Here is a 21,807-nt window from a genome sequence, read left to right as displayed (position 1 = left end):
GGCAGCGCGCGACGACGGCCCCGCTCGGGAGTCCGAGGACTCACCAGAGCAGGGCCGTCGCCGGCCGGGTGCGGGGTTCAGAGGTCGGCGCCCACCTTCCGCTGCTGCGGGTAGCGGATAGACTCGACCATCTCCTGCACCTCGTGCGAGGGCGGGGCGGTCAGCTTCGACACCACGATGGTGACGGTGAAGTTGACCAGCGCGCCGATCGCGCCGATGCCCTCCGGGCTCACGCCCAGGATGTGCTCGTTGGAGCCGGTGCCGAACACCTCCAGGGTGTAGATCATGTAGGTGGAGGTGAAGATCAGGCCGGTCAGCATGCCCGCGGTGGCACCCACGCCGTTGGCGCGCTTCCAGAAGATCCCCAGGAGGAGGATCGGGAAGAACGTGGAGGCCGCGAGTCCGAAGGCGAACGCGACCACCTGGGCCACGAACGCCGGCGGGTTGATCCCGGCGAAGATCGCGATGACGATCGCCGCCGCCATGGCCACGCGTCCCACCAGCATCTGCTGCCCCTCGGAAGCACCCTCCTTCTTGATGACCCGGAAGTACAGGTCATGGGAGGCCGCCGAGGAGATGACCAGCAGCAGGCCTGCCGCAGTGGACATCGCCGCGGCCATACCGCCGGCCGCCATGAGACCGATGATCGGTGCGGGCAGCCCGCCGATCTCCGGGGAGGCGAGCACCAGGATGTCGTTGTTGACGATCAGGTCGGCACCGGAGGCGGCATCGTTGGAGACCGACTGGATGGTGTTCACGCCGTCGGCGACGGTCACCAGGCCCGTGGCCCCCCAGGTCTCGATCCACGCTGGCAGCTGGTCCACGGTGGCGCCCCGCACGCCCTGCAGCAGGTTCAGCTTGGTGAACGCGCCCACGGCGGGAGCCGTCAGGTACAGCAGGGAGATGAAGAACAGCGCCCAGAACGCCGAGTAGCGGGCGCCGCGGACGGTCTTGGTCGTGTAGAACCGGATGATCACGTGCGGCAGTCCGGCGGTGCCGAGCATCAGCGAAGCGGTCACCAGGAACACGTCGATCTGTCCGCCGTCGCGGCCGGCGAAGGCCTCGGTGAACTCATGCAGTCCGAACTCCACGCTGAGCGCGTCCAGCTCGGCGAGGATCCGTCCGTAGGAGATCTGCGGGACGGGGATGCCCGTGGTCTGCTGGGCCACGGCCACCGCAGGGATCAGATAGGCGGTGATCAGCACCGAGTACTGGGCCACCTGGGTGTAGGTGATGCCCTTCATGCCGCCGAGCACCGCGTAGAAGAAGATGATCGCGGCGGCGACGACGACGCCCCAGGTGAGGTTCAGGCCGAGGAAGCGGCTGAAGACGATGCCGCCACCGTTCATCTGGCCGACCACGTAGGTGAAGGACACCACGATGGCGGCGACGGCGGCCACGATGCGCACCGACTCGGAGTAGCGGTCTCCCACGAACTCCGGGACGGTGAACTTGCCCCATTTGCGCAGGTAGGGGGCCAGCAGCAGGGCCAGCAGCACGTAGCCGCCAGTCCAGCCCATCAGGTAGACGGAGCCGTCGGAGCCGAGGAAGGCGATGAGTCCGGCCATCCCGATGAACGACGCCGCGGACATCCAGTCCGCCGCGACGGCGGCACCGTTGGCGATGGTGGGAACGCCCTGAGAGGCGACGTAGAACTCTTTGGTGTCCTTCACCCGGGAGCGCCAGGCGATGAAGATGTAGATCCCGAAGGTCAGGATGATGAAGAAGAAGGTCCAGAACTGGATGTCGCTCATGCGCGCTCACCGTCCCCGTTGCGTTCCGAGACACCGAACTCGTCGTCGATCCGGTCCATCCACAGGGCGTAGACCAGGATGATGAGCACGAAGGTGTAGATGGATCCCTGCTGGGCGAACCAGAGCCCGAGCGGGAATCCGAGGATCTCGATGGAGTTCATCGGTTCGATCAGCAGCACACCGAAGCCGAAGGAGACGGTGAACCAGATCGCCAGCAGGACGATCATCAAGCGCAGATTCTTCTTCCAGTAACGCTGCCGCCAGGAACCGTCCTGGTCTGGCGGGGCGTCGCCGGGGGTGCTCTCATATGCCGCGTCGGCCATGGGAGTCTCCCTTCCCTTCTGAGGCGAGTCGATCCTGGGCGGTGCTGCCCAGGACGGGGTGCGCGGTGACTGCCGCCGCACACGTCTTGACACCAAAGAAACCGCACTGTGAGGCGGGTCACAAGAAAACTCGTGCAGACGGTGCCCCTGTGTTCGCCAGCGGCAGGTATGGGTCTGCGAGCGGTCGGCACCCGTGCAGGGCCGCCGCTCGCCGGGTGAAAGCAGCCGCTCGCGGAGCCCAGGGTGCCGCTCGGCGATCTTTCCCGGAGGAGAGTGGTCAGTGTGACCCCCGCCACTCGTAGAATCAGGGCATGACGACCACGGCGAACGGCACAGCGACGGGCAGCAGCGGCAGCTCCGACCGCGGGATCTTCGGCGGTCTGACCGCCCGAATCCGTGCGGGCCGCTCCACCGGATGGGGGGTGTTCCACGTCGGCAGCAAGGCCATGATCCTCGGTGGGCTGATGCTCATCATCTCCGCGTTCCTGCCCTGGGTCGTCATCCCCATCGCGGGGGAGACCTTCTCGCTGCGCGGCACCGACGGCCCGGGCGTCGCCACCCTGGCGGTCGGGTTCCTCGCCTTCGCCGGCGCCTTCGTGCCGAAGCGGGGGCTGGCCCTCGCCCACGCGCTGATCCCTGGCGTTCTGGTGGCTCTGATCGTCGCCGCCCAGGCGTTCCGGCTGATCCAGCTCTCTGCCCAGACCGGTTCCTGGGGTGGCCTGCTGCCCGGGATGGGACTCATCCTCGCCGCCGGCGGTGCGGTGATCTTGATCCGAGTGGCCGTCCGGATGTGGAGGATGCGGCCCGCCGCATGATCCCCCGCCCCGTCCCGTGTTCGGCGGGCCTGCCTAGACTGGCCGCATGAGACGCGATGGCCTGGGGCCGACCGGCCGTGGAGGGTCTCGGGGAGAGGCCTGGGAGGGATCCTGGGAGGGATCCTGGGAGGGATCCTGGGAGGACCCCTGGGACGATTCCCCGGAGGTCCGGGACACCCCGGCCGAGGTCGACGCCGTCTTCCGCACCCTGCGGCGCATCGCCGGCACCTACTTCGTGGTCTTCCTGCTGCTGGTGGCTGCCTTCCCGGTGCTGACCAGGGCTCTGGACTGGTGGTCCGAGGCTCGCCTGGTCGGGCATCTCAGCCCCGGGTTCCTGACCGCGGGGATCGGACTCTATGTGGTCTTCGCGGTGATTGGCATCGCCGCGGCCACGCTGAGCTCGGCGGTGGAGTCCCGCATGCTCGGTCATGCCGGAGTGGGGTCCGGGCACGCCGTGGAGGACTCTCCGGGCTACGGGAAGGCCCGGGAGAAACACGACGACGGCGCCGGCCGCATCCTGCTCGACGCCGATGTGCCGCCCGACTCGCCCTTCCTCGACCCCGAAATCCACCCTGACGTCCACCCCGACGTCCACCCTGACGAGGGCCCCGGCGCCGAGGAGGTGCAGCGGTGACCGCGGCCTCGATCATCACTCTGATCGCCGTGCTGGTCATCGTGCTCGGGGTCTCCTTCATCACCCGCCCCCGGCACTCTTCCACTGTGGACTTCTACCTCGCCGGCCAGCGGGTCGGGGTGGTCACCAACTCCTGGGCCATCTGCGGGGACTACCTTTCGGCGGCCTCCTTTCTGGGCGTCGCCGCCGCGGTCTACGTCTCCGGGCTCGACGGCGCCTGGTATGCGGTGGGATTCGCCGCCGGGTTCGTGCCGGTGCTGCTGCTGGTCGCCGCTCCGCTGCGCCGCTTCGGCGAGTTCTCCCTGGCCGACTTCCTGGGCCGGCGGCTCCGCTCGGACACGGTCCGGCTCTGCGCGGTCGGCGTGGTGCAGCTGGTCATCCTCTTCTACCTGATCCCGCAGTCGGTGGGCGGGGGCATCACCTGGGAGCTGCTGGTCGGCCACGGTGTGCTGGGGCTGAGCCCCTACGCCACCGGGGTGCTGCTCTCCACCGCGGTGATCGCCGTCGTCGTGGCCTTCGGCGGGATGCGCGGCACCACCTGGAACCAGGCGGTGCAGTTCCTGCTGCTCTTCGCCGCGCTGATCTGGCTGGCCCTGGTGGTCACCGGGGACGGCTTCCGCTATGGGCAGGCTGTGGAGCAACTCAGCCAGGAGCCGCTGAGCAATCCCGCCCACGGCCCGGCAGGCTGGGGGCTGGAGCAGGAGGTCAACCACATCGACGACGGCGAGGCGGCCGTGTTCGGTGAGCCCGGCGCCCGCTACGGGCAGCTCGGCCAGGTGGCCCTGGTGGTCACCCTCGGGCTCGGCACGGCCGGGCTGCCCCACGTCATGAACCGCTACTTCACCTCGCCCACCGGCAAGGCGGCCCGCACCACCACCGTCTGGGTGCTGATGCTCATCGGCGCCTTCTACGCGCTGGCCGTCATGCTCGGCACCGCGGCCCGGGACATCATCCCCTCCGCGGCCCGCGATCGCCCGTGGCTGCAGGAGCTCACCGTCGAGGGCGTACTGCGCATTCCTGAACACGCCCTGCCGGTGCTGGGCAGGATCTACGGCGGGGACTCCGGACTGGGGCTGGTGGCCGCCGCCGCGCTGATCGCCGCGATGTCCACGGTGGCCGGTCTGCTGCTGGCGTCGGCGGCCACGTGGGGCCATGACGTCTACGAGCGGCACATCAATCCGCGCGCCACCCAGCGTCAGGCGGTCTGGGCGGGGCGACTGACCACTCTGGTGGCCGCCGCCACGGCCGCCGCGCTGGCCATCGCGCTGCGCCCCGAGGCGTTCACCCCGGCGATGCCCTCCCTGGTGGCGACCATGGTCACCTGGGCCTTCGCCGTCGCCGGCTCCGCGCTGACTCCGGTGATCGTGTTGGCCATCTGGTGGCGGCGGCTGACCGCCCGCGGCGCGGTGGCGGGGATGCTCACCGGAGGGGCGCTGGCCGTGGCGATGTTCACCGCCGGCAGCTTCCTGGAGCCGGTGTGGTGGCGGGAGCTGCTGGTCACTCCCACCCTGGTGGCCGCTCCGGTGGCCGGGCTGGTCGCCGTCGTGGTGTCCTTGAACAGCGCCCCGCCTGAGGACGTGGAGCAGTCGTGGGTGATCATGCACGGCACCGCGGCGGACCGCCGGGCTGAGCGGCTGGCGCGGCTGACCATCGCCTCCCGTCGGCAGGAACGTCGCGAGGAGGGCGGCCGGAGTCGGATGCTGCACCGCAGACTGATCTCAAGGAGGGACGATGCGCGGTAGCGTGATCCTGGCGGGGGCCGTGCTGGCCATCTGGACGCTGGTGTACCTGGTCACTCAGGTGCTGGTGGACCCGCCGCTGACCATCCTGCCGACCATCGGGGCGGGCACGGTGCTGACCGTCGCCGTCGTGCTGGGATACCCGTCGGCGCTGCGCGGTCCGCGCGGACGCGGCGGGGCACGCGTCGGTGGTCGGGCGGTGCGCCGGGAGGAGCGGGACCGCCTGGAGGCCGCACGCGGAGTCCGGGATCTGGCCGCCGCCGGACGTTCGGTGCCGCTGCGCTCCGGGCTCACCCCTGAGGCGGCACGCCGGACGGCTGAACTGCTGCAGCCGATGCTCTCCGGGGACGCGATCGCCATCACCGACCGCCAGGACATCCTCGCCTTCGTGGGGCCCGGGGCGGACCACCACCGAGTGGGCGGGGAGATGCAGACCCGGGCGGCGGTGCGCGCCATCGAGAAGGGCCGCACCGTGGTGGTGCAGGACCGCGCCGGACTGGGCTGCAAGGTTCCCGACTGTGCGCTGCAGTCCGCGGTCATCGCTCCGCTGGCCATCGGCTCCCGAGTGGTGGGCTCCCTGGGGGTCTTCCAGGCACGCACGGAGATCCCGCCCAAGCAGCTGGTGGAGGACATGGCCACCATGCTGTCCCTGCATCTGGAGCTGGCCGAGATGGACCGGGAGCGGCGGCTGGCCACCCACGCTCGGCTGGATGCGCTGCGCGCCCAGATCAACCCGCACTTCCTGTTCAACATCCTCAACACCATCGCCTCCAAGGCCCGCACCCGGCCTGACGAAGCGCGCGAGCTGCTGCTGCGGCTCTCCGAGTTCTTCCGGTACGCGGTCCGTCAGGAGGGGCACTTCGCGGAGTTCGCCCAGGAGTACTACTTCGTGCGGACCTACCTCTCCCTGGAGCAGGCGCGGTTCGGGGATCGGCTGCAGGTCCGCTATGACATCGATCCGCAGGTGCTGACCTCCCGAGTGCCGGTGCTGACCATCCAGCCGCTGGTGGAGAACGCGGTCAAGCACGGCATCGCGGACAAGAAGGAGGGAGGCACCGTGCGGCTGCGCGCCCGGGTGGATCCGCTGACCCGGACCACCTCCATCCGGGTCTCCGACGACGGCATCGGCATGGACCCAGCGGTGCTCGCCCGGCTGATGCGCGGGCAGGACGAGGGTGCGGGCGGCGACGATGAGGACGGCACGCTGTCCGGACTGGGCTCCTCCGCGCACGCCGGGGTGGGGCTGCGCAACATCACCGAGCGGCTGGAGACCCTCTTCGGGGACCGCTACGATCTCTCCATCTCGACGCCGCGCGGCGGCGGCACCGTGGTGGACCTGCGCGTGCCGATGACGTGAACCGGCCGTCGTCGTGTCCCGACCTCTGGACTCGGTGTGACCTGGATCATGGACGCGTGCCGCTCAGTCCTATACTGAACGGATGATGCCGCGCGCGCTGATCGTGGATGACGAGGGCCCCGCCCGCGAGGAGCTGCGGTATCTCCTCGAGGAGGTCGGGCGCGTGCAGGTGGTCGGTGAGGCCACCAACGGGGAAGAGGCGCTGGTGCTGCTGAACTCCCTGGACTACGACCTCGTCTTCCTGGACATCCGCATGCCGGGGCTCTCCGGGCTGGAGGTCGCCGAGCAGCTGCGCGAGATGCCGCATCGGCCGCAGGTCATCTTCACCACCGCCTATCCGGACCACGCGGTGGAGGCCTTCGACCTGGCCGCCGCCGACTACCTGGTCAAACCCTTCGATGCCGAGCGTCTCCAGCGGGCCGTGGGGCGTGCGCTCTCCTCGGTCGCGGAGCGCGGGGAGCGTGCCGAGCCGGGAGCGCGGCACGATGACGGCGCCCCTGTCTCTGGCGACGCTGCGCGCCAGGCAGTCCGTGCGCGGGCGGCCGAGCCGGAGCCGCTGGTGCGCATACCGGTGCAGAAGGATGGGCGGACGATGCTGGTGGACGGGGATTCGATCGTCTACGCCTCCGCCGCCCGGGGGTACTCCTCGCTGAAGCTCGGCGATGAGCGGGTGCTGGTCTCCTTCTCGCTGAATGAGCTCGAGCGTCGCCTGCAGGGTCACTTCTTCCGTGTCCACCGCTCGTATCTGGTGAACCTGCGCTATGTGCGCGAGCTCGTCCCGGACTTCCGCGGCGCGCTGGTGCTGGTGATGAACGACCGCCAGCGCAGCCGGGTGGAGGTCTCCCGGCGGCATGCGCCGGAGCTGCGGCGTCGCCTCGGGGTGTGAGTCGGCCGGGGGTGAAGCTGCTCAGTCTCGCTCGGCGTCCTCCCGTGAATCGACGGGCGAGGGCAGCGGCAGCACGCTGAGGTAGACGCGGGCGCGGCGGTCGTCGTCGCCCGGCCCTGAGGCTTTGACGCGTGCCTCGGAGGCGTCGGTGTGCCTCTCAATGACTTCCATCAGCTCGTCGCGCATGGCGCGCATCTCCTCGGCGGACATGGTCGAGGTCGAGTTGGAGTCCACAGAGGACTCGATCCAGTGCTGCGGTTCCTCGGTGACGTTGGCCATCCATCGGCGCAGCGTCTGGACGCGCTCCTGCATCTGATGTTGCCACAGAGTCTGCGCCACCGGCATCTGGGAAGGGTCGCCCTTGAGCAGCTCCGCCCGGAGGCTGAACCCGGCCGGCTTCCACCAGCGTTCCCGGCCGGTGCCGCGGTCCGGGTCCTCCTCCACGAGGCCGTGCTTCTCCAGCTGGCGCAGGTGGTAGCTGGTCTGCCCGGTGCTCTCGTCGAGGTGCTTGGCCAGTTGGGTCGCCGTGGCTGATCCCTTGTCGCTCAGATACGAATACATGGCCATCCGCAGGGGGTGGGCGAAGGCCTTCATGGTCTTCGAATCCATCTGCAGATCGGCCTCGCCGGGCAGCTTCTCGAGATCGTCGGGCGCAGAACTTCTCGGCCCGGGGGTCTTGTGCTCATCCATATGCAGAGATACCTTTGCATAGACATCGTTGCAGAGAAATCTCTGCAAACCTTTCTCGGCACCAGTCTACGGAGATGGTCACCATGGCGCACACCACCACACCGGAGCAGCACGACGACGGCGGCGTCGTCGCCGTCGCGACCGAGGTCGGCAGTGCCGGCGGCACCGAGGCAGCCACCCCTCTCCGGCGCGAGCCGCTCGGCCGCCCGTTCAACGCCCATCTGGGCACTGTGGCGCTGGCGAACCTCTCCGACGGGATCCTGATGACCGGGATCCCGCTGATCGCCGTCTCGCTGACCCGCTCTCCGCAGGAGATCGCGCTGCTCTCGGCCCTGTTCTGGCTCCCGTGGCTGTTCTTCGGTCTGCTGGCCGGGGCCGTCATCGACCGTGCCGACCGCCGCAGGGTCAGGATGCTGGCTCTCTCGGTGCGGGTGGTCGTCATGGTGGGCCTGGTCGCGGTCGCCCTGGCCGGGACGCTGAGCATCGCTGTGCTGATCGGTTTCATGGGTCTCTACGGACTCACCCAGGTCTTCGCAGACCTGGCCGGGCGCACCATGGTCCCGCAGGTGGCGCCGCGTTCGCGGCTGGCCGCGGCCAACGGGCGCACCATGGCCGCCGAGAAGGTCTTCAACGACTTCATCGGACGCCCGGTGGCGGGACTGCTGGTGATCCTCGGCGCCGGCTGGGTGATCGGAGTGCCGGCGGCGATCTGTGTGGCGGCCGTGCTGCTGCTGACCTTCGGCCTGCGGGGTGATTTCCGGGCCGCTCGGACCGGCGACGCTGGGCCGGGTGACCGTGATGTCTCCCAGACCGAGGGCGCCCAGCCTGCACCCGACCAGCCTGCCGGGCTGGGGTCCGTCCTCGAGGGCCTGCGGCTGGTCATGCGACACCGGGTGCTGCGGCCCATCGTGGTCATGTCCTGCGCGGCCAATCTGGCGACCACAGCCTACTTCGCCGTCTACATCCTCTGGGTGGTGGGCGAGGGGTCCGCCGTGGGCCTCACGGAGGCCCAGTACCCGCTGCTGGCCGTGGCGGGCGCGGTGGGCGCCGTCGTCGGATCCCTGCTGGTGGAGCGCATGCGCACTGTGATCCCCGAGGTGCCGCTGATGCTTGGGTCGTTCATGCTCCAGGTCCCGCTGCTGGTGCTGCCGGTGCTGCTGCCGCGGTTCGATGCCCTGCTCATCGGTGCGGCGGTGATGGGCTTCTTCAACATGACCGGCAACGTGGTGGCGATGACGCTGCTGCAGCGGCTCGTCCCCGGTGCCACGCTGGGGCGAGTGATCGGCGCGGTCACCACGGTCGGCTTCGGGCTCATGCCGCTGGGCGCCCTCCTAGGTGGTCTGGTCGGCGAGCACCTGGGGCTGCCGGCGGTGTTCATCTCCGCGGCGGCGCTGCTGGGGCTTTCGCTGCTCTACCCGATGCTGCGGGTCAGCCAGCGGATGGTCGATGACGAGGAGCGTGGGGACGGATCCGAGGGTGGGCCCCAGGGCGGAGGCGAGGGCGGGTCCCAGGGTGAAGGTGAGGGTGGCCCGTACGGTGGCCCAGCCCCGACCAGCACGTCGAGTGGGGAATCCACTACCGCTGAGCCGCTGAATCTGGCTCGTAGCGGTCACGAATCCCCCAGTCGACGCCGCCGCCCACGGCCGAGCGCGGCGGCGGAGCGGCCCATGCGTCTCGCACGCCAGCGGGCTCAGGCCGAGCGAAGTGCCAGGCAGAGCGCGCTCGGGGGCGGCGTCGAGTTCCGCTGGGCCTGACCTCCTCACCTGAGCTCCTCCCTCTGAGCCCCTCCCCTCGCTCCCAGCCCTCTCATCGAGTGGGGGAATCCCCTACCGCTACGGCGCCGATTCCGGCTGTGGGTGGTCGTGAATCCCCCACTCGATGGGGAGCTGGTCGTCTGTCTGGCTCTGCCCGCCCGGATCGAGGGGGAGCTGGCCACTGCGCTCCAGGGCCAGCAGCTGCTCCTTGCGGGGGACCCCGCCGCCGTAGCCGGTCATGGACCCGTCGGCGCCGATCACCCGGTGGCAGGGCACGATGATCGAGATCGGATTGCGGCCGTTGGCCAGCCCCACGGCCCGGGAGGCCCCCGGTCGTCCCAGATGCGAGGCGAGCTGCCCGTAGGTCCAGGTCTCTCCGTAGGGGATCTCGCGCAGCCCGGCCCACACGGCCCGCTGGAACTCGGTGCCGGCGGCGGCCAGCGGCAGGTCGAAGTCTTGTCGTTCGCCGGTGAAGTACTCGTCCAGCTGCTCCTCGGCGCGCTGCACGACGTCGGCCGCCTCCTTGCGGTCTACGCGTTCGCCCCAGCTCTTCACGGTGGTGTGGCGGTGCTCCTGCATGTACACCCCGGTCAGCGCCTGGCCGTCGGTCACCAGGGCCAGCTGACCCACGGGTGAGTCCAACAGCGTGTGGGACAGCGGGGTGGTCGGAGTGGGCGTGTGGGTGGGACTCATCGGAGGGGCTCCTTCTGCGGGGAGGGGTTCTGTGGCAGGCGGGCGACGGCGTGGTCACTGCTCGCCCACAGCAGTGCGGTGGCGTAGGAGCGCCAGGGGCGCCACGCGTCGGCGGCCCCGGCCAGTGGGCGCGGATCCCCGGGGAGTCCCAGGGCCTCGGCGGCCAGACGCGTGCCCAGGTCGGTGGCGGGGAAGGCGTCGGGGTCGCCGAGCCCGCGCAGCGCGATCATCTCCACGCTCCAGGGGCCGATGCCGCGCAGCGACGTCAGCTCGCGGCGCACCTCCGACCAGGGGGCGCCGACGTCGAGCCGGAGCTTCCCGGTGGTGAGCGCCTCGGCCAGCCCTCGCAGGGTGGCCCGGCGGGAGGCCGGCATCCCGGGCCAGCGCGCGTCGTCCTCGGCCGTGGTCAGCGATGCGGCGGTGGGGAACAGGTGAGTGGGGCCTCCGGGTAGGAGTAGCGCCTCGGGCAGCGGCTCGCCGAATGCCCGGGTCAGTCGGGCGCCCATGGTGCCGGCGGCCTGGGTGGAGATCTGCTGACCCAGCACCACGCGGAAGGCCTGCTCCTCCGGGTCCGGGCTCCCGGGGAGCCGGCAGCCCGGGAAGCGTGCTACCAGCGGCGCGAAGTCCTCATCGGTGCGCAGGGCGTCTTCGATTCCCACCGGATCGGCGTCCAGGTCCAGCATCCGCCGGCAACGCTGCACCGCCGAGGTCAGGTCCCGCAGGTCGGTGAGCCGCAGCTGCGCCTCGACCCACCCGCGGTGCCCGTCGTCGGGACGCAGGGAGGCGACGCCGGCGCCGTGGGGCAGACGCATCGCCCGATGCAGGACGCCCCCGGAGCCATGTCCGTGTGCCTCCTGCGGGTGCCAGGTGTCCACACCGGGTACGGCCGTGGCGATGAGATGGCCGAAGAGGCTGGGCACATGCAGCGGGGGCCGGTAGGCCAGGCGCAGAGTGAGCAGGTGCGGGGCTACAGGAGTCGGGCGGATCGCGGCGGCGCGCCCATTGCGGCGGGCGGTCCGCAGCTGGCTGGGAGAGGCGGCGAACACTGCGCGGATCGTCTCGTTGAAGGACCTCACCGAGGCGAACCCGGCGGCGAAGGCGATCTCGGAGAAGCTCAGCGCGGTGCCTTCGATGAGGGTCCGCGCGGTGGAGGCCCGCTGGGCCCGCGCCAGGGCGAGCGGGCCGGCGCCGAGTTCCCCGCGCAACACCCTCTCCACCTGCCGGGAGCTATAGCCCAGGGCGGCGGACAGCCCCTCCACCCCTGAGCGATCCACCTCGCCGTCGGCGATCAGCCGCATCGCTCGGGCGGCGGTGTCCTCGCGGATGTTCCAGTCTGGGGAGCCGGGGGAGGCCTCGGGGCGGCAGCGGCGGCAGGCGCGGAAGCCTGCTCGCTGAGCCGCGGCGGCGGTCGGGTGGAAGGTGAGGTGCTCACGTTTCGGGGGCGGCGCAGGGCAGCTGGGTCTGCAGTAGATTCCGGTGCTCGTCACGCCCACGTAGAGCCGCCCGTCGAAGCGGGCGTCACGGGCGCGCACGGCCTTCACGCAGGCGTCGGGGTCGAGCATCAGGGTCATCGGCACAGCACCAGCATGCGCCAGTCGGGTCCCTGGTGCCAGCAGGAATCCGACATCGTTGTGGCGACGCCATCCCCGGGCCTGTGGCGCCAGGTCTCTGACGCTCGAAGGGGCGGCTGCTCAGCGGGAGGAGCGAGGCGGCCGGGGGATGCCGCCGGGTCCCTGCGGGTGAGTGTCGCCGCCGTCCCCTTCACCGGTGGGGCGATCGGCTCCACGGGCAGGATCCGCCGTGCCGGAGGGCAGCGGCTTGGTGGCCTCAAGGGACTCCCGCGGGCCGGAGTCCCTGCTCTTCCTGCCCGTCATCTTCCGGCCGGACCCCGTGGCCCCCGACCCCTTGGTCACGGGGACGTCGGCCGCCGCGTCTGCCGGCTGGGCGCGCCGCCAGGCCCGATGCGAGCCGAGCAGGACATACGCCACCAGCAGAGCCAGGGCGAGCAGGCCGTCGATGATGAGGGTGGCCCAGGCGCCATCGGCGGTGTCCAGCTGGCTCCAGGCCAACAGTGCCAGGCCGAGTTTGTGCAGGAACGCCAGCTCGAGCACCCCTGGGTAGCCGGTGGGGCGCCAGGCGACCAGGGCGAAGAGTCCGGCGAAGACCACCAGCCCGAAGCCACGCCAGGCCTCGTTCAGGAGATGCTCGGAGCCTGCATCACCCAGCTGGGCGATGCTCGCCCCCGCGGCGGCGGCCGCGGCCAGGGCGGCCAGGATCAGCAGTGCTCGTCCTGCGACAGCCCGCTTCGCCGCCGCATCCGGGGTGGTGGTCATCGCAGCTCCTCTGCTCGGTGCCTGGTATGTGCCCCGCGCCCGACATCTCGCGGACTCGGTCCTTGAGTGTCAGGGTAAGGCAGTCGCGGCCCGCTGACCAGGGGTGATGATGTTGAACCGCAGAGGTGCGGACCGCTCAACCGGCGACGTCGAAGAGGGCGTCTCCTGGGGAGACCTCTGAGGCCTCCGTCGGCGTGACGGAGTCGGCGGGCTGGTCCAGAGCCACCACCGGGATGATCGTCGAGATACCTTCCCCGCTGATGTTCCCGGGGGTCCATCGCACCATGGGGTCGCCCTGGGTCACATGGTCGCCCTGCTGGGCGAGGACCTCGAAGCCCTTTCCCTCGAGCCGGACGGTGTTGATCCCCAGGTGGACCAGGATGCCGACCCCGTCCTCGCCTTGGATGACGAAGGCGTGCGGGTGGACTTTGATGATCCTCCCTGTGACGGGTGCGCCCACGGTGGTCTCCTCCGGCGCCGGTTCCAGGGCGATGCCGGGGCCCACCATCGCGGAGGAGAACACCGGGTCCGGGACCTCCGTCAGCGGAAGGACCCGGCCGGGGCAGGGTGCAGCGACCCGGGTCAACGCAGGTCCTCGATGTCCTCGGCGATGGTGTCCGCCTCGGGTCCGACGACGACCTGTACGACGTTGCCGCTGATCATCACGCCGTGGGCGCCTGCGGCCTTCAGCGCGGCCTCGTTCACCTGGGAGGCGTCCTCGACCTCGGTACGCAGTCGGGTGATGCAGGGTTCGATCTCGATGATGTTGTCCGATCCTCCGAGTCCGGCGAGGATCTGCTCTGCACGGTCAGCCATGATGGGCTCCTTCTCTCAATGATTCTGCGGGTGTGCGGTGATGGAACACGGTGAGGGCAGGTGGGGTCAGGCGTCGGTGCGGGTCACCTTCGCCAGGCCCTGGGGTGCATCGGGAGAGAGCCCCAGGGAGCGGGAGAGCTGCTCGACGACGAGCTGCATCGGGATGATGTTCACCAGGGGAGCCAGTGTCTCAGGTAGCTCCGCTCCAGGGACATGGACGCCGACGGCTCGCTGGAACTCCGCGGAGCCGCCGACGCCGATGACGGTCGCGCCGCGGTCGGCGAGGTCCTGGGCCAGCTGCACCATGGGGGTGCTCAGCGGGCCGTCGGCGGCGGCGTGGACGACGGCGGCGACCCCTTCCCCGACGGCGGCGATGGGGCCGTGGCGCAGGTCGGCGTAGGAGTAGCCGCGCACCGGACGCAGGCAGGTCTCCTCGATCTTCAGGGCGGTCTCCAGGGCGGTGCCCATGAGCAGACCGCGGCCGGTGACCACGGTGGTGGTGTGCGAGCCGAGCGTCTCCACGGCAAGGTCCACACCGGCGCGGGCCTGCAGGATCCGTGCGGCCTGTGCGGGGGCTCGGCGCAGCTGATCCTCGAGGGCCGCGGCGGCGGCGAGGTCGCCGTTCTGACGGAGGGCGGCCATGCTGAGCAGGACCATTCCGACCAGCTGTGCGGTGTAGGACTTCGTGGCGGGCACGGCGAGCTCATCGCCCGCCTGGGTGACCAGGGCGACGTCGGCCTCCTGAGCCAGCGGGGAGTCGGCGCCATTGGTGATCGCCACAGTGGCGGCGCCGCGGCCGCGTCCCCAGCGCTGGGTCTCCACGATCTCCTCGGTGCGGCCGGACTGGGAGACGCTCACCAGCACGGTGTCTCGGAGGTCCAGATCGGCCCGGTAGTGCGTGGCGACGCTTGGGGAGGCGAGTCCGCCGAGCACCCCGGCCTGGGTCTCCAACAGGTAGCGGCCGTAGACGGCGGCGTTGTCACTGGTTCCTCTGGCGGCGAAGAGCACGCGACGTCGACCGGTGAAGAGGGCACCCAGAGCGTCGAGGGTCTCCGGGGTGTCCAGGAGGGCCTCGATCGTGTGCTGGAGGGATTCTGGCTGTTCGGCGGTCTCCCGCGCCATCTGTGTGGTCATCTCCACCTGCTTTCGGAAACGGTCCGACGTGGAGAGCCGGAGCGGTGGTGGCGGTCTTGACAACATGTGTGATGACCGCCATAGTCAACTGGTACGTACCAGACCGTATCAATCCGGCGAGGAGTTGTCGAGAGGTGGATCACGTGGCCGACGCAAGGGCTCACTCGGACCAGGCCGTCATCACAGACGGCCCTGAACCCAAACACATCCAGCTCGGCGCCGTGCTCGCCCGGATGGCCTCCGAGGAGCTGGGCCCCGGGGTGATGGTCCCCTCGGAGCGCGCCCTGATGGTCACCTACGGGGTCTCGCGGGCGACGGTCCGCAAGGCGGTCGACACGCTCATCGTCGACGGGCTGCTGCGCCGGGTCCAGGGGAAGGGGACCTTCGTCGTGGAGCCTCGGCTGGAGAGCCGGCTCCACCTGGCCTCCTTCACCCAAGACATGCGTCGCCGCGGACTGCGTCCCACCACCCGGCTGATCAGCTGCGAGGCGGTCGAGCCCCCTCCCGAGGCAGCTGCCTCGCTGGGGATGACGGGCGGCGGCTCAAGGGGGAAGGTGTGGGCCCTCACCCGGGTGCGCTGCGCCGATGACCGGCCCATCGCGCTGGAGAACGGCTGGTACCCGGTCTCGCTCTTCCCCGAGCTGGACCGGCGGAACCTGACCGGGTCCCTCTATGAGATCTTCGCCTCCGACTACGGGGTGTCCATCGACTCCGCCGAACAGACCCTCTGGGGCGAGTCCGCGGACCGTTCTCTGGCTCAGCTGCTGGAGAGCGAGATCGCCACGCCGCTGCTGGTCTTCCGGCGCGTCTCCCACTCCGGGGGCCAGCCCGTGGAGCACGTGGTCTCCCGGTATCGGGGAGACCGGTACCAGGTCCACATGAGCCTCAGCCGGGACGAGACGTCCCCCTCCTGAACTGCACGACAACCGCACGACTCCGCACAGAACCTTCACGCAGAACCGCCCAGACACCACCGATGCACTCGCCCCTGGAAGGAGCACTCCCGTGAGCTCAACTGAACCCGCCGACGGCGGCACAGAGACCACCAAGAGATCGAAGATGCCGAAGGTCAATCTCGCCCCCGTGCAGAAGTTCGGCCGCAGCCTGCTGCTGCCGATCGCCTCGCTGCCGGCTGCGGCGCTGCTGCTGCGCCTCGGTCAGCCGGACCTCCTCGGGGCCGACGGCCTGGGCTGGGACCAGGTCGCCTCCGTCGTCGGCAGCGCCGGTGACGCGCTCTTCGCCCACCTGCCGCTGCTCTTCGCCCTCGGCGTGGCCATCGGCATGGCGAAGAAGGCTGACGGCTCCACCGCGCTCGCCGCGCTGATCGGCTACCTGGTCTACGACGCCGTCACTGAGGCCATGTCTCCGCTGATCCTCGGCGCACCCGCAGAGGGTGAGGAACAGGCGATGATCAACTTCCATGTGCTCGGCGGCATCATCATCGGTCTGGTCGCCGCGTTCCTGTGGCAGCGCTACTACCGGATCAAACTTCCCCCGTACCTGGCCTTCTTCGGCGGACGGCGCTTCGTGCCGATCGTCACCGCCCTGGCGGCGATCATCATCGGTGTGCTGATGAGCTTCATCTACCCGCTGTTCGACTCCGGCATCACCGCGCTGGGCGAGTGGGTCGCGGCCAATGCGGTGCTGGGCGGGTTCGTCTACGGCATGATGAACCGACTGCTCATCCCCCTGGGTCTGCACCACATCCTGAACAACCCGCCGTGGTTCATCCTCGGTTCCTATGAGACCGCCGATGGCTCCGTCGTCCACGGCGACATCGCCCGGTTCCTCAGCGGCGACCCGACGGCCGGAGCCTTCATGACCGGCTTCTTCCCGATCATGATGTTCGCCCTTCCGGCCGCGGCCCTGGCGATCTACCACGCGGCCCGCCCGTCGCAGAAGAAGATCGTCGGCGGTCTGATGGGCGCCGGCGCGCTCACTGCCTTCTTGACCGGTGTGACCGAGCCGCTGGAGTTCAGCTTCATGTTCGTCGCGTTCCCGCTCTATGTGCTGCATGCCTTCCTGACCGGCACGGCCATGGCGCTGGTGAACTTCCTGGAGATCAAGATGGGCTTCGGCTTCTCCGCCGGCCTGTTCGACTTCGTGCTGAACTGGAACATCGGTACTGACCCCTGGCTGCTGATTCCGATCGGCCTGGCCTATGGAGCGCTCTACTACGTCCTGTTCCGTGTGGTCATCCGGGTGTGGAACCTGAAGACCCCCGGCCGTGAGGACGACCACGCCGAGTCCACCCCGGCCTCGGAAGAGCGCGTATGACCCTGGTCCACGCGTCGGCCGCTCTCACGCCCGACGGCGACATCTCCCCCTGGTGGCTCCGGCTCCAGGGGGAGAGGATCGTCGAAGCGGGGCCGGGTGAGCCGCCTGAGCCTGCGGAGGTGACCATCGCCGAAGGCGTGCTGTCCCCGGGCTTCGTGGACGTCCACGTCCACGGCGGCGGTGGGGCTTCCTTCCTCGACGGCCCCGATGCCGCCCGAACAGCTCGCGCCGCCCACCTGCGTCACGGCACCACCACCATGCTGGCCTCCCTGGTCACCGACCCGTACCCGGCCATGCGTACTTCGCTGGCCGGGCTGCGCCCGCTGGTCGACGCCGGCGAGCTGGCCGGCGTCCACCTGGAAGGGCCGTGGCTGAACTCTCGGCGCCGGGGCGCTCACCACGAGGAGCACCTGCGGGATCCTGACGCCGAGGTGCTCGACGAGTTCCTCGCCACCGGTCTGATCCGCATGGTCACCCTCGCTCCGGAGCTGGCCGGCGGCATGGAGGCGGTGAGCAGGATCGTCGAGTCCGGCGTCGTCGCCGCGGTCGGCCATACCGAGGCCAGCTATGAGCAGACCCGGCAGGCGCTGGCGCGCGGAGCCAGCGTGGGCACGCACCTGTTCAACGCGATGCCGTCGCTGCACCACCGGAGGCCCGGGCCGATCGCCGCCCTGCTGGAGGACCCGGAGGCCTGGGTGGAGCTCATCGCTGACGGGATCCACGTCCATCCTTCGGTGCAGCGGCTCGCCTTCACCGCGAAGGCGCAGCGCTGCGTGCTGGTCTCGGACGCCATGTCCGCCGCTGCCGCCGCCGACGGTCGGTATCGGCTGGGCAGCCTCGAGGTTCGGGTCGACGGCGGCGAGGCGCGGGTGGTCGAGGCCTCCGGGGAGCTGGGCTCGATCGCGGGCTCCACCCTGACCGTCTCGGCGGCGGTGCGGCACAGCGTGCTGACGGCCGACATCCCGCTGGCGCAGGCGCTGATCGCGGCCACGGCCAATCCCGCCCGGATGGTCGGGCTCGAGGATGTCGGGGCGCTCGCGCCGGGGAATCGTGCTGATCTGGTGCTGCTCGACGATGACCTTCAGGTCACCGGTGTGATGTCGCGGGGAGTCTGGCAGCCGGGGACTGCCGGGTCAACCGACTGATCCTCGCCGGGATCGACGTCGCCGGCTCTGCCGTCGTCGGGCGGGCACTCTTTGTTGCATCGATGGAATCAATTCGGTGGTTGCTGGAATGAACCGGGGCCCGGTGTGGTTCGCACCTGCCGTGAGCGTTCTCGCTCGCCAGTGAACCCGTGAGAGAGAAGGAATCGATGACTGCAGTACCCACTGTCACACTCCACGACGGCACGGAGATCCCGCAGTTCGGCTTCGGCGTCTGGCAGGTCCCGGCAGATGATGCCGAGCGTGTGGTCGCCAAGGCCCTCGAGGTCGGCTACCGGCACATCGACACCGCCGCCGTCTACGGCAATGAAGAGGGCGTCGGGCGCGCCATCGCCGCCTCCGGGATCCCGCGCGAGGAGCTCTATGTGACCACCAAGCTGTGGGTCTCGGACTTCGGCCGCGCCGAGGCCAAGGCCGCGATGGAGACCTCCCTGCAGAAGCTGGGCCTGGACCACGTGGACCTGTACCTGACCCACTGGCCGGCCCCGGCCACCGACAAGTACTTGGAGGCCTGGCAGGGCCTGCAGGACATCGCCGAGCAGGGGCTCTCGACCTCCATCGGCGTGTCCAACCACCTGGGCGAGCACCTGGCCCGGATCGCTGAGCTGGGCGGTCGCCAGCCGGTGATCAACCAGATCGAGGTCCACCCGTTCCTCCAGCAGCGTGAGGTCATCGCCGCCAACGAGAAGCACGGCATTGCCACCCAGGCCTGGAGCCCGTTGGCCCAGGGGCAGGTCTTCGACGAGGCCCCGGTGGTCGCCGCCGCTGAGGCCCATGGGGTCTCCCCGGCTCAGGTCGTCATCCGCTGGCACCTGCAGCAGGGGCGCATCCTGTTCCCGAAGTCGGTCACCGACGAGCGGATCGCCTCCAACTTCGACGTCTTCGGCTTCGAGCTCACCGCGGAGGAGCTCGAAGCCATCGACGGACTGGAGAAGGACGGCCGCTTGGGTCCGAACCCGGCAGAGTTCAGCCCCGGCTCCTGAGGTGACGCGGCCTGACAGGCCCAGACACAGCAGTGCCCCCGCCCGGATCACTGGGCGGGGGCACTGCTGCGTCACCAGGAGGTGCTCAGTGCATCACGTCTTCGTTGAGTCGTCCTCACCGGCCGGGGCGTCGTCGCTCGTGGCGCCTCCGTTGCCGTTGCCGACCAGCTCGTCGTAGATGTGCTCGGACTCCTGCTCCCACCCTTCAGCAGACTCCGCGAACTCGGGAGTGCTGAACTGCTCATGGCCGATCGGATCGTGGTAATACGCCTCTTCGTCCAGGTTGAGCGTGCCGGTCTCGGGGTTCACCGACGTGGCGTGGGCCGGGACGTCGTGGAGGGCGAAGACCATCTCGTCGGTCGTCGTCGGGACAGAGTCCACGGTGCCGCGGCCGGTCCCCGAGGGAAGCCCGGACAAGGTGGAGGAGGTGCCGCCGAAGAATCCGGAGACGGCGCGACCCTGACCCGCGAGCATCCTCCGCAGGTTCCGTTCGACCGCGGGCCCTTCCTCGGCTCCTGCCACCTCGCGTGCGGCGTCCACCAGCGAGGCGGTGGAGGCCTGCGGACGGATCCGCACGTAGCGGGGCGCCGTCGCACCCTCGTAGTACAGCATCCGAATCATGCCGATCACCGCCAGCACCAGCACGATGGACAGCGGGGCGGCTGCCGCGATGGAGCTGACCTGCAGCACACGCAGGGCGGCACCGGCCGCTTCCCCGGCTGCAGCGATCAGGATGATCGCTGCCGCACCTTCCACCAGTGCCCAGAACACTCGCGTCAGGCGCGGGGTGTCGGGGCGACCGCCGTGGGAGAGGATGTCCACCACGAGCGAGCCGGAGTCGGAGGAGGTGATGAAGAAGAACGCGATCACCAGGATCGCCACCACCGCGGTGATGGAGGAGAGCGGCAGCTGTTCCAGGAGGGTGAACAGCGCGGCCTCGGTGCCGATGTTTCCTTCCGCATCCACCATGATGCCCTCGGTCAGCTGGTAGTAGATGCCCGAGGAGCCGAAGATCGAGAACCAGATGATGCCGATCATCGTGGGGGCGAGCAGCACGCCGAAGACGAACTGACGGATGGTGCGTCCCCGCGAGATGCGGGCGATGAACATGCCCACGAAGGGTGCCCAGCTCATCCACCAGCCCCAGTAGTAGATGGTCCAGTCGGCTGACCAGCCGCCGCCGCCGTCGCCTCCGGCGTAGGAGGCTCCGGTCTCGAACATCAGCTGCGGGAACGCCCAGGCGTACTCGCCGGCATTGCCCACCAGCTGCTGGAGCAGGAACAGGGTCGGGCCTGCGAACAACACGAAGAGCGCCAGTGCGGCGGCCATGGACATGTTGATGTTCGACAGCCACTTCAGCCCCTTGTGGACGCCGCTGATCACCGAGATGGTGGCGATGGCGGTGATGCCCACGATGAGCCAGGTCAGGAGCCCGACGTTGGACTCCGCCCAGCCCATGAATTCCAGGCCCGCGGCGATCTGCTGGACGCCGAGGCCCAGCGAGGTCACCACGCCGAAGACGGTGCCGACAATGGCGACGATGTCGATGAGGTGGCCGACCCAGGACTCGATGAGCTTGCGGCCGAACACCGGCTCCAGCAGCCAGCGGATGGCCAGCGGGCGCCCCCGGCGGAAGGTCATGTAGGCCAGGCCGAGTCCGACGACGACGTAGATCGCCCAGGCGTGCAGGCCCCAGTGGAAGAGGGACTGGCCGATGGCGGTGCCGGAGAGCTCCGCCTGGGTGGCCATGAGGGTCTCCCCGGCGGCGTCGACGCCGACCTCTCCACTGATGTCCGGCGGTGCCACGAGGTGCCAGAGCGGCTCGGCCACACCCCAGAAGACGAGGCCGATACCCATGCCGGCGGAGAACAGCATCGTGAACCAGGAGACCAGTGAGAACTCCGGCTTCTCGTCGTCCCGGCCCAGGCGGATGTTGCCTGCTTTGGAGAGCCCAGCCCAGATGGCGAAGACCACGAATCCGGTCACGATGGCGATGTACCACCAGCCGACCCCGTTGACGATGTTGCTGTTCAGCGTCTCGAACGCCTCGGCGCCATGCTCCCGGCCGTACCAGGTCGCGAAGATCAGCGCGATGGCGATGATGAGTACAGCCGGGATGAACACTGGCTTGTTGAGGCTTCGCCAGGTGCTCGTCACCGACCAATGGTTCACTTCTGCTTCGGTGGGCGAAGCCATGAACTCCTCCTTGGTTGTGGATACCTAGAAATCTGTATCTCGTCCGGTCTTCTGGTCGGTCTCATCGGTCATGGCGCACACATGAAAACGACGGCGCTGCCCTGCGTGCCGCCGGGCCCTTCCGTGTCGATTCGGGCCGGGGAGCGTGTCGCAGAGACGTCGACGCCGTCGGAGTCATGACGCAGCTCATTCTCGAATAACTGACTTCCATCCTCCATTAGGCCTTAACTCGTCGGCCCAGGGCAAGCCACGCGGCCCTG

At 69.6% G+C, this 21,807-nt stretch carries 20 protein-coding genes; 10 read left to right on the top strand and 10 right to left on the bottom strand.

The window, feature by feature from the left end; translation table 11 throughout:
• Nucleotides 1–77: 77 nt before the first annotated feature.
• Both ODE13_RS11285 and ODE13_RS11280 read right to left on the bottom strand, forming a co-directional pair.
• On the bottom strand, nt 78–1,754 hold the full coding sequence (locus ODE13_RS11285) for a sodium:solute symporter family protein (protein ID WP_322479368.1): 1,677 nt from the start codon (nt 1,752–1,754) through the stop codon (nt 78–80).
• Entirely contained in the window at nt 1,751–2,077 is a 327-nt protein-coding gene (locus ODE13_RS11280) for a DUF4212 domain-containing protein (RefSeq protein WP_322479367.1), read from the bottom strand. The genes ODE13_RS11285 and ODE13_RS11280 overlap by 4 nt, the downstream gene beginning before the upstream one ends.
• A 311-nt stretch (nt 2,078–2,388) precedes the next feature.
• On the opposite strand from ODE13_RS11280, the gene ODE13_RS11275 reads away from it, so the two are divergent.
• The 5 genes from ODE13_RS11275 (at nt 2,389) to ODE13_RS11255 (ending at nt 7,508) form a co-directional block, all read left to right on the top strand.
• Nucleotides 2,389–2,892: a hypothetical protein gene (locus ODE13_RS11275; protein ID WP_322479366.1), complete on the top strand. Its 504-nt coding sequence runs from the start codon at nt 2,389–2,391 to the stop codon at nt 2,890–2,892.
• A gap of 46 nt (nt 2,893–2,938) precedes the next feature.
• Nucleotides 2,939–3,526 carry a hypothetical protein gene (locus tag ODE13_RS11270; RefSeq protein ID WP_322479365.1) on the top strand — a complete coding sequence of 196 codons (588 nt, stop codon included), beginning with the start codon at nt 2,939–2,941 and terminating at the stop codon, nt 3,524–3,526.
• On the top strand, nt 3,523–5,268 hold the full coding sequence (locus ODE13_RS11265; RefSeq protein ID WP_322479364.1) for a cation acetate symporter: 1,746 nt from the start codon (nt 3,523–3,525) through the stop codon (nt 5,266–5,268). Before ODE13_RS11270 ends, ODE13_RS11265 begins: the two co-directional genes overlap by 4 nt.
• Entirely contained in the window at nt 5,258–6,622 is a 1,365-nt protein-coding gene (locus tag ODE13_RS11260) for a histidine kinase (RefSeq protein ID WP_322479363.1), read from the top strand. The genes ODE13_RS11265 and ODE13_RS11260 overlap by 11 nt, the downstream gene beginning before the upstream one ends.
• Nucleotides 6,623–6,704: 82 nt before the next feature.
• Nucleotides 6,705–7,508: a LytTR family DNA-binding domain-containing protein gene (locus tag ODE13_RS11255; RefSeq protein ID WP_322479362.1), complete on the top strand. Its 804-nt coding sequence runs from the start codon at nt 6,705–6,707 to the stop codon at nt 7,506–7,508.
• A gap of 21 nt (nt 7,509–7,529) precedes the next feature.
• Here ODE13_RS11255 and ODE13_RS11250 read toward each other — a convergent pair whose 3' ends face one another.
• Nucleotides 7,530–8,198 (bottom strand): helix-turn-helix domain-containing protein, encoded by a 669-nt coding sequence (locus tag ODE13_RS11250; RefSeq protein ID WP_322479361.1) that lies wholly within the window; start codon nt 8,196–8,198, stop codon nt 7,530–7,532.
• An 83-nt stretch (nt 8,199–8,281) separates the two neighbouring features.
• On the opposite strand from ODE13_RS11250, the gene ODE13_RS11245 reads away from it, so the two are divergent.
• Nucleotides 8,282–9,952 (top strand): MFS transporter, encoded by a 1,671-nt coding sequence (locus ODE13_RS11245; RefSeq protein ID WP_322479360.1) that lies wholly within the window; start codon nt 8,282–8,284, stop codon nt 9,950–9,952.
• A gap of 78 nt (nt 9,953–10,030) precedes the next feature.
• Here ODE13_RS11245 and ODE13_RS11240 read toward each other — a convergent pair whose 3' ends face one another.
• From ODE13_RS11240 to ODE13_RS11215, 6 genes are all read right to left on the bottom strand, one after another.
• Nucleotides 10,031–10,645: a methylated-DNA--[protein]-cysteine S-methyltransferase gene (locus ODE13_RS11240; protein ID WP_322479359.1), complete on the bottom strand. Its 615-nt coding sequence runs from the start codon at nt 10,643–10,645 to the stop codon at nt 10,031–10,033.
• On the bottom strand, nt 10,642–12,216 hold the full coding sequence (locus ODE13_RS11235) for a DNA-3-methyladenine glycosylase 2 family protein (RefSeq protein WP_322479358.1): 1,575 nt from the start codon (nt 12,214–12,216) through the stop codon (nt 10,642–10,644). Before ODE13_RS11235 ends, ODE13_RS11240 begins: the two co-directional genes overlap by 4 nt.
• Before the next feature lie 120 nt (nt 12,217–12,336).
• Entirely contained in the window at nt 12,337–12,978 is a 642-nt protein-coding gene (locus tag ODE13_RS11230) for a hypothetical protein (protein WP_322479357.1), read from the bottom strand.
• Between the two features lie 136 nt (nt 12,979–13,114).
• Nucleotides 13,115–13,564, bottom strand: coding sequence for a PTS glucose transporter subunit IIA (locus ODE13_RS11225; protein ID WP_322479356.1), 450 nt, complete (start codon nt 13,562–13,564; stop codon nt 13,115–13,117).
• On the bottom strand, nt 13,561–13,794 hold the full coding sequence (locus ODE13_RS11220; protein WP_179541643.1) for a glucose PTS transporter subunit EIIB: 234 nt from the start codon (nt 13,792–13,794) through the stop codon (nt 13,561–13,563). Before ODE13_RS11220 ends, ODE13_RS11225 begins: the two co-directional genes overlap by 4 nt.
• Before the next feature lie 66 nt (nt 13,795–13,860).
• A complete protein-coding gene (locus ODE13_RS11215) occupies nt 13,861–14,928 on the bottom strand; it encodes an SIS domain-containing protein (protein ID WP_322479355.1) in 1,068 nt (355 codons plus the stop codon).
• Nucleotides 14,929–15,071: 143 nt separating this feature from the next.
• On the opposite strand from ODE13_RS11215, the gene ODE13_RS11210 reads away from it, so the two are divergent.
• The 4 genes from ODE13_RS11210 to ODE13_RS11195 all read left to right on the top strand — a co-directional run bounded on the left by ODE13_RS11210 (nt 15,072) and on the right by ODE13_RS11195 (nt 19,351).
• On the top strand, nt 15,072–15,842 hold the full coding sequence (locus tag ODE13_RS11210; protein WP_322479354.1) for a GntR family transcriptional regulator: 771 nt from the start codon (nt 15,072–15,074) through the stop codon (nt 15,840–15,842).
• A 145-nt stretch (nt 15,843–15,987) separates the two neighbouring features.
• Nucleotides 15,988–17,205 carry a PTS transporter subunit EIIC gene (locus tag ODE13_RS11205; RefSeq protein ID WP_322479521.1) on the top strand — a complete coding sequence of 406 codons (1,218 nt, stop codon included), beginning with the start codon at nt 15,988–15,990 and terminating at the stop codon, nt 17,203–17,205.
• On the top strand, nt 17,202–18,350 hold the full coding sequence (gene nagA / locus ODE13_RS11200) for an N-acetylglucosamine-6-phosphate deacetylase (RefSeq protein WP_322479353.1): 1,149 nt from the start codon (nt 17,202–17,204) through the stop codon (nt 18,348–18,350). The genes ODE13_RS11205 and nagA overlap by 4 nt, the downstream gene beginning before the upstream one ends.
• Nucleotides 18,351–18,517: 167 nt before the next feature.
• Nucleotides 18,518–19,351 carry an aldo/keto reductase gene (locus tag ODE13_RS11195; RefSeq protein ID WP_322479352.1) on the top strand — a complete coding sequence of 278 codons (834 nt, stop codon included), beginning with the start codon at nt 18,518–18,520 and terminating at the stop codon, nt 19,349–19,351.
• Between the two features lie 93 nt (nt 19,352–19,444).
• Here ODE13_RS11195 and ODE13_RS11190 read toward each other — a convergent pair whose 3' ends face one another.
• A complete protein-coding gene (locus ODE13_RS11190) occupies nt 19,445–21,547 on the bottom strand; it encodes a BCCT family transporter (protein WP_322479351.1) in 2,103 nt (700 codons plus the stop codon).
• Between the last annotated feature and the right edge of the window lie 260 nt (nt 21,548–21,807).

The sequence above is a fragment of the Nesterenkonia sp. HG001 genome (assembly GCF_034438835.1).
Lineage (GTDB): Bacteria > Actinomycetota > Actinomycetes > Actinomycetales > Micrococcaceae > Nesterenkonia > Nesterenkonia xinjiangensis.
The sequence above is the reverse complement of the archived record's forward strand: the minus strand, read 5'-3'. Positions and strand labels throughout refer to the sequence as shown.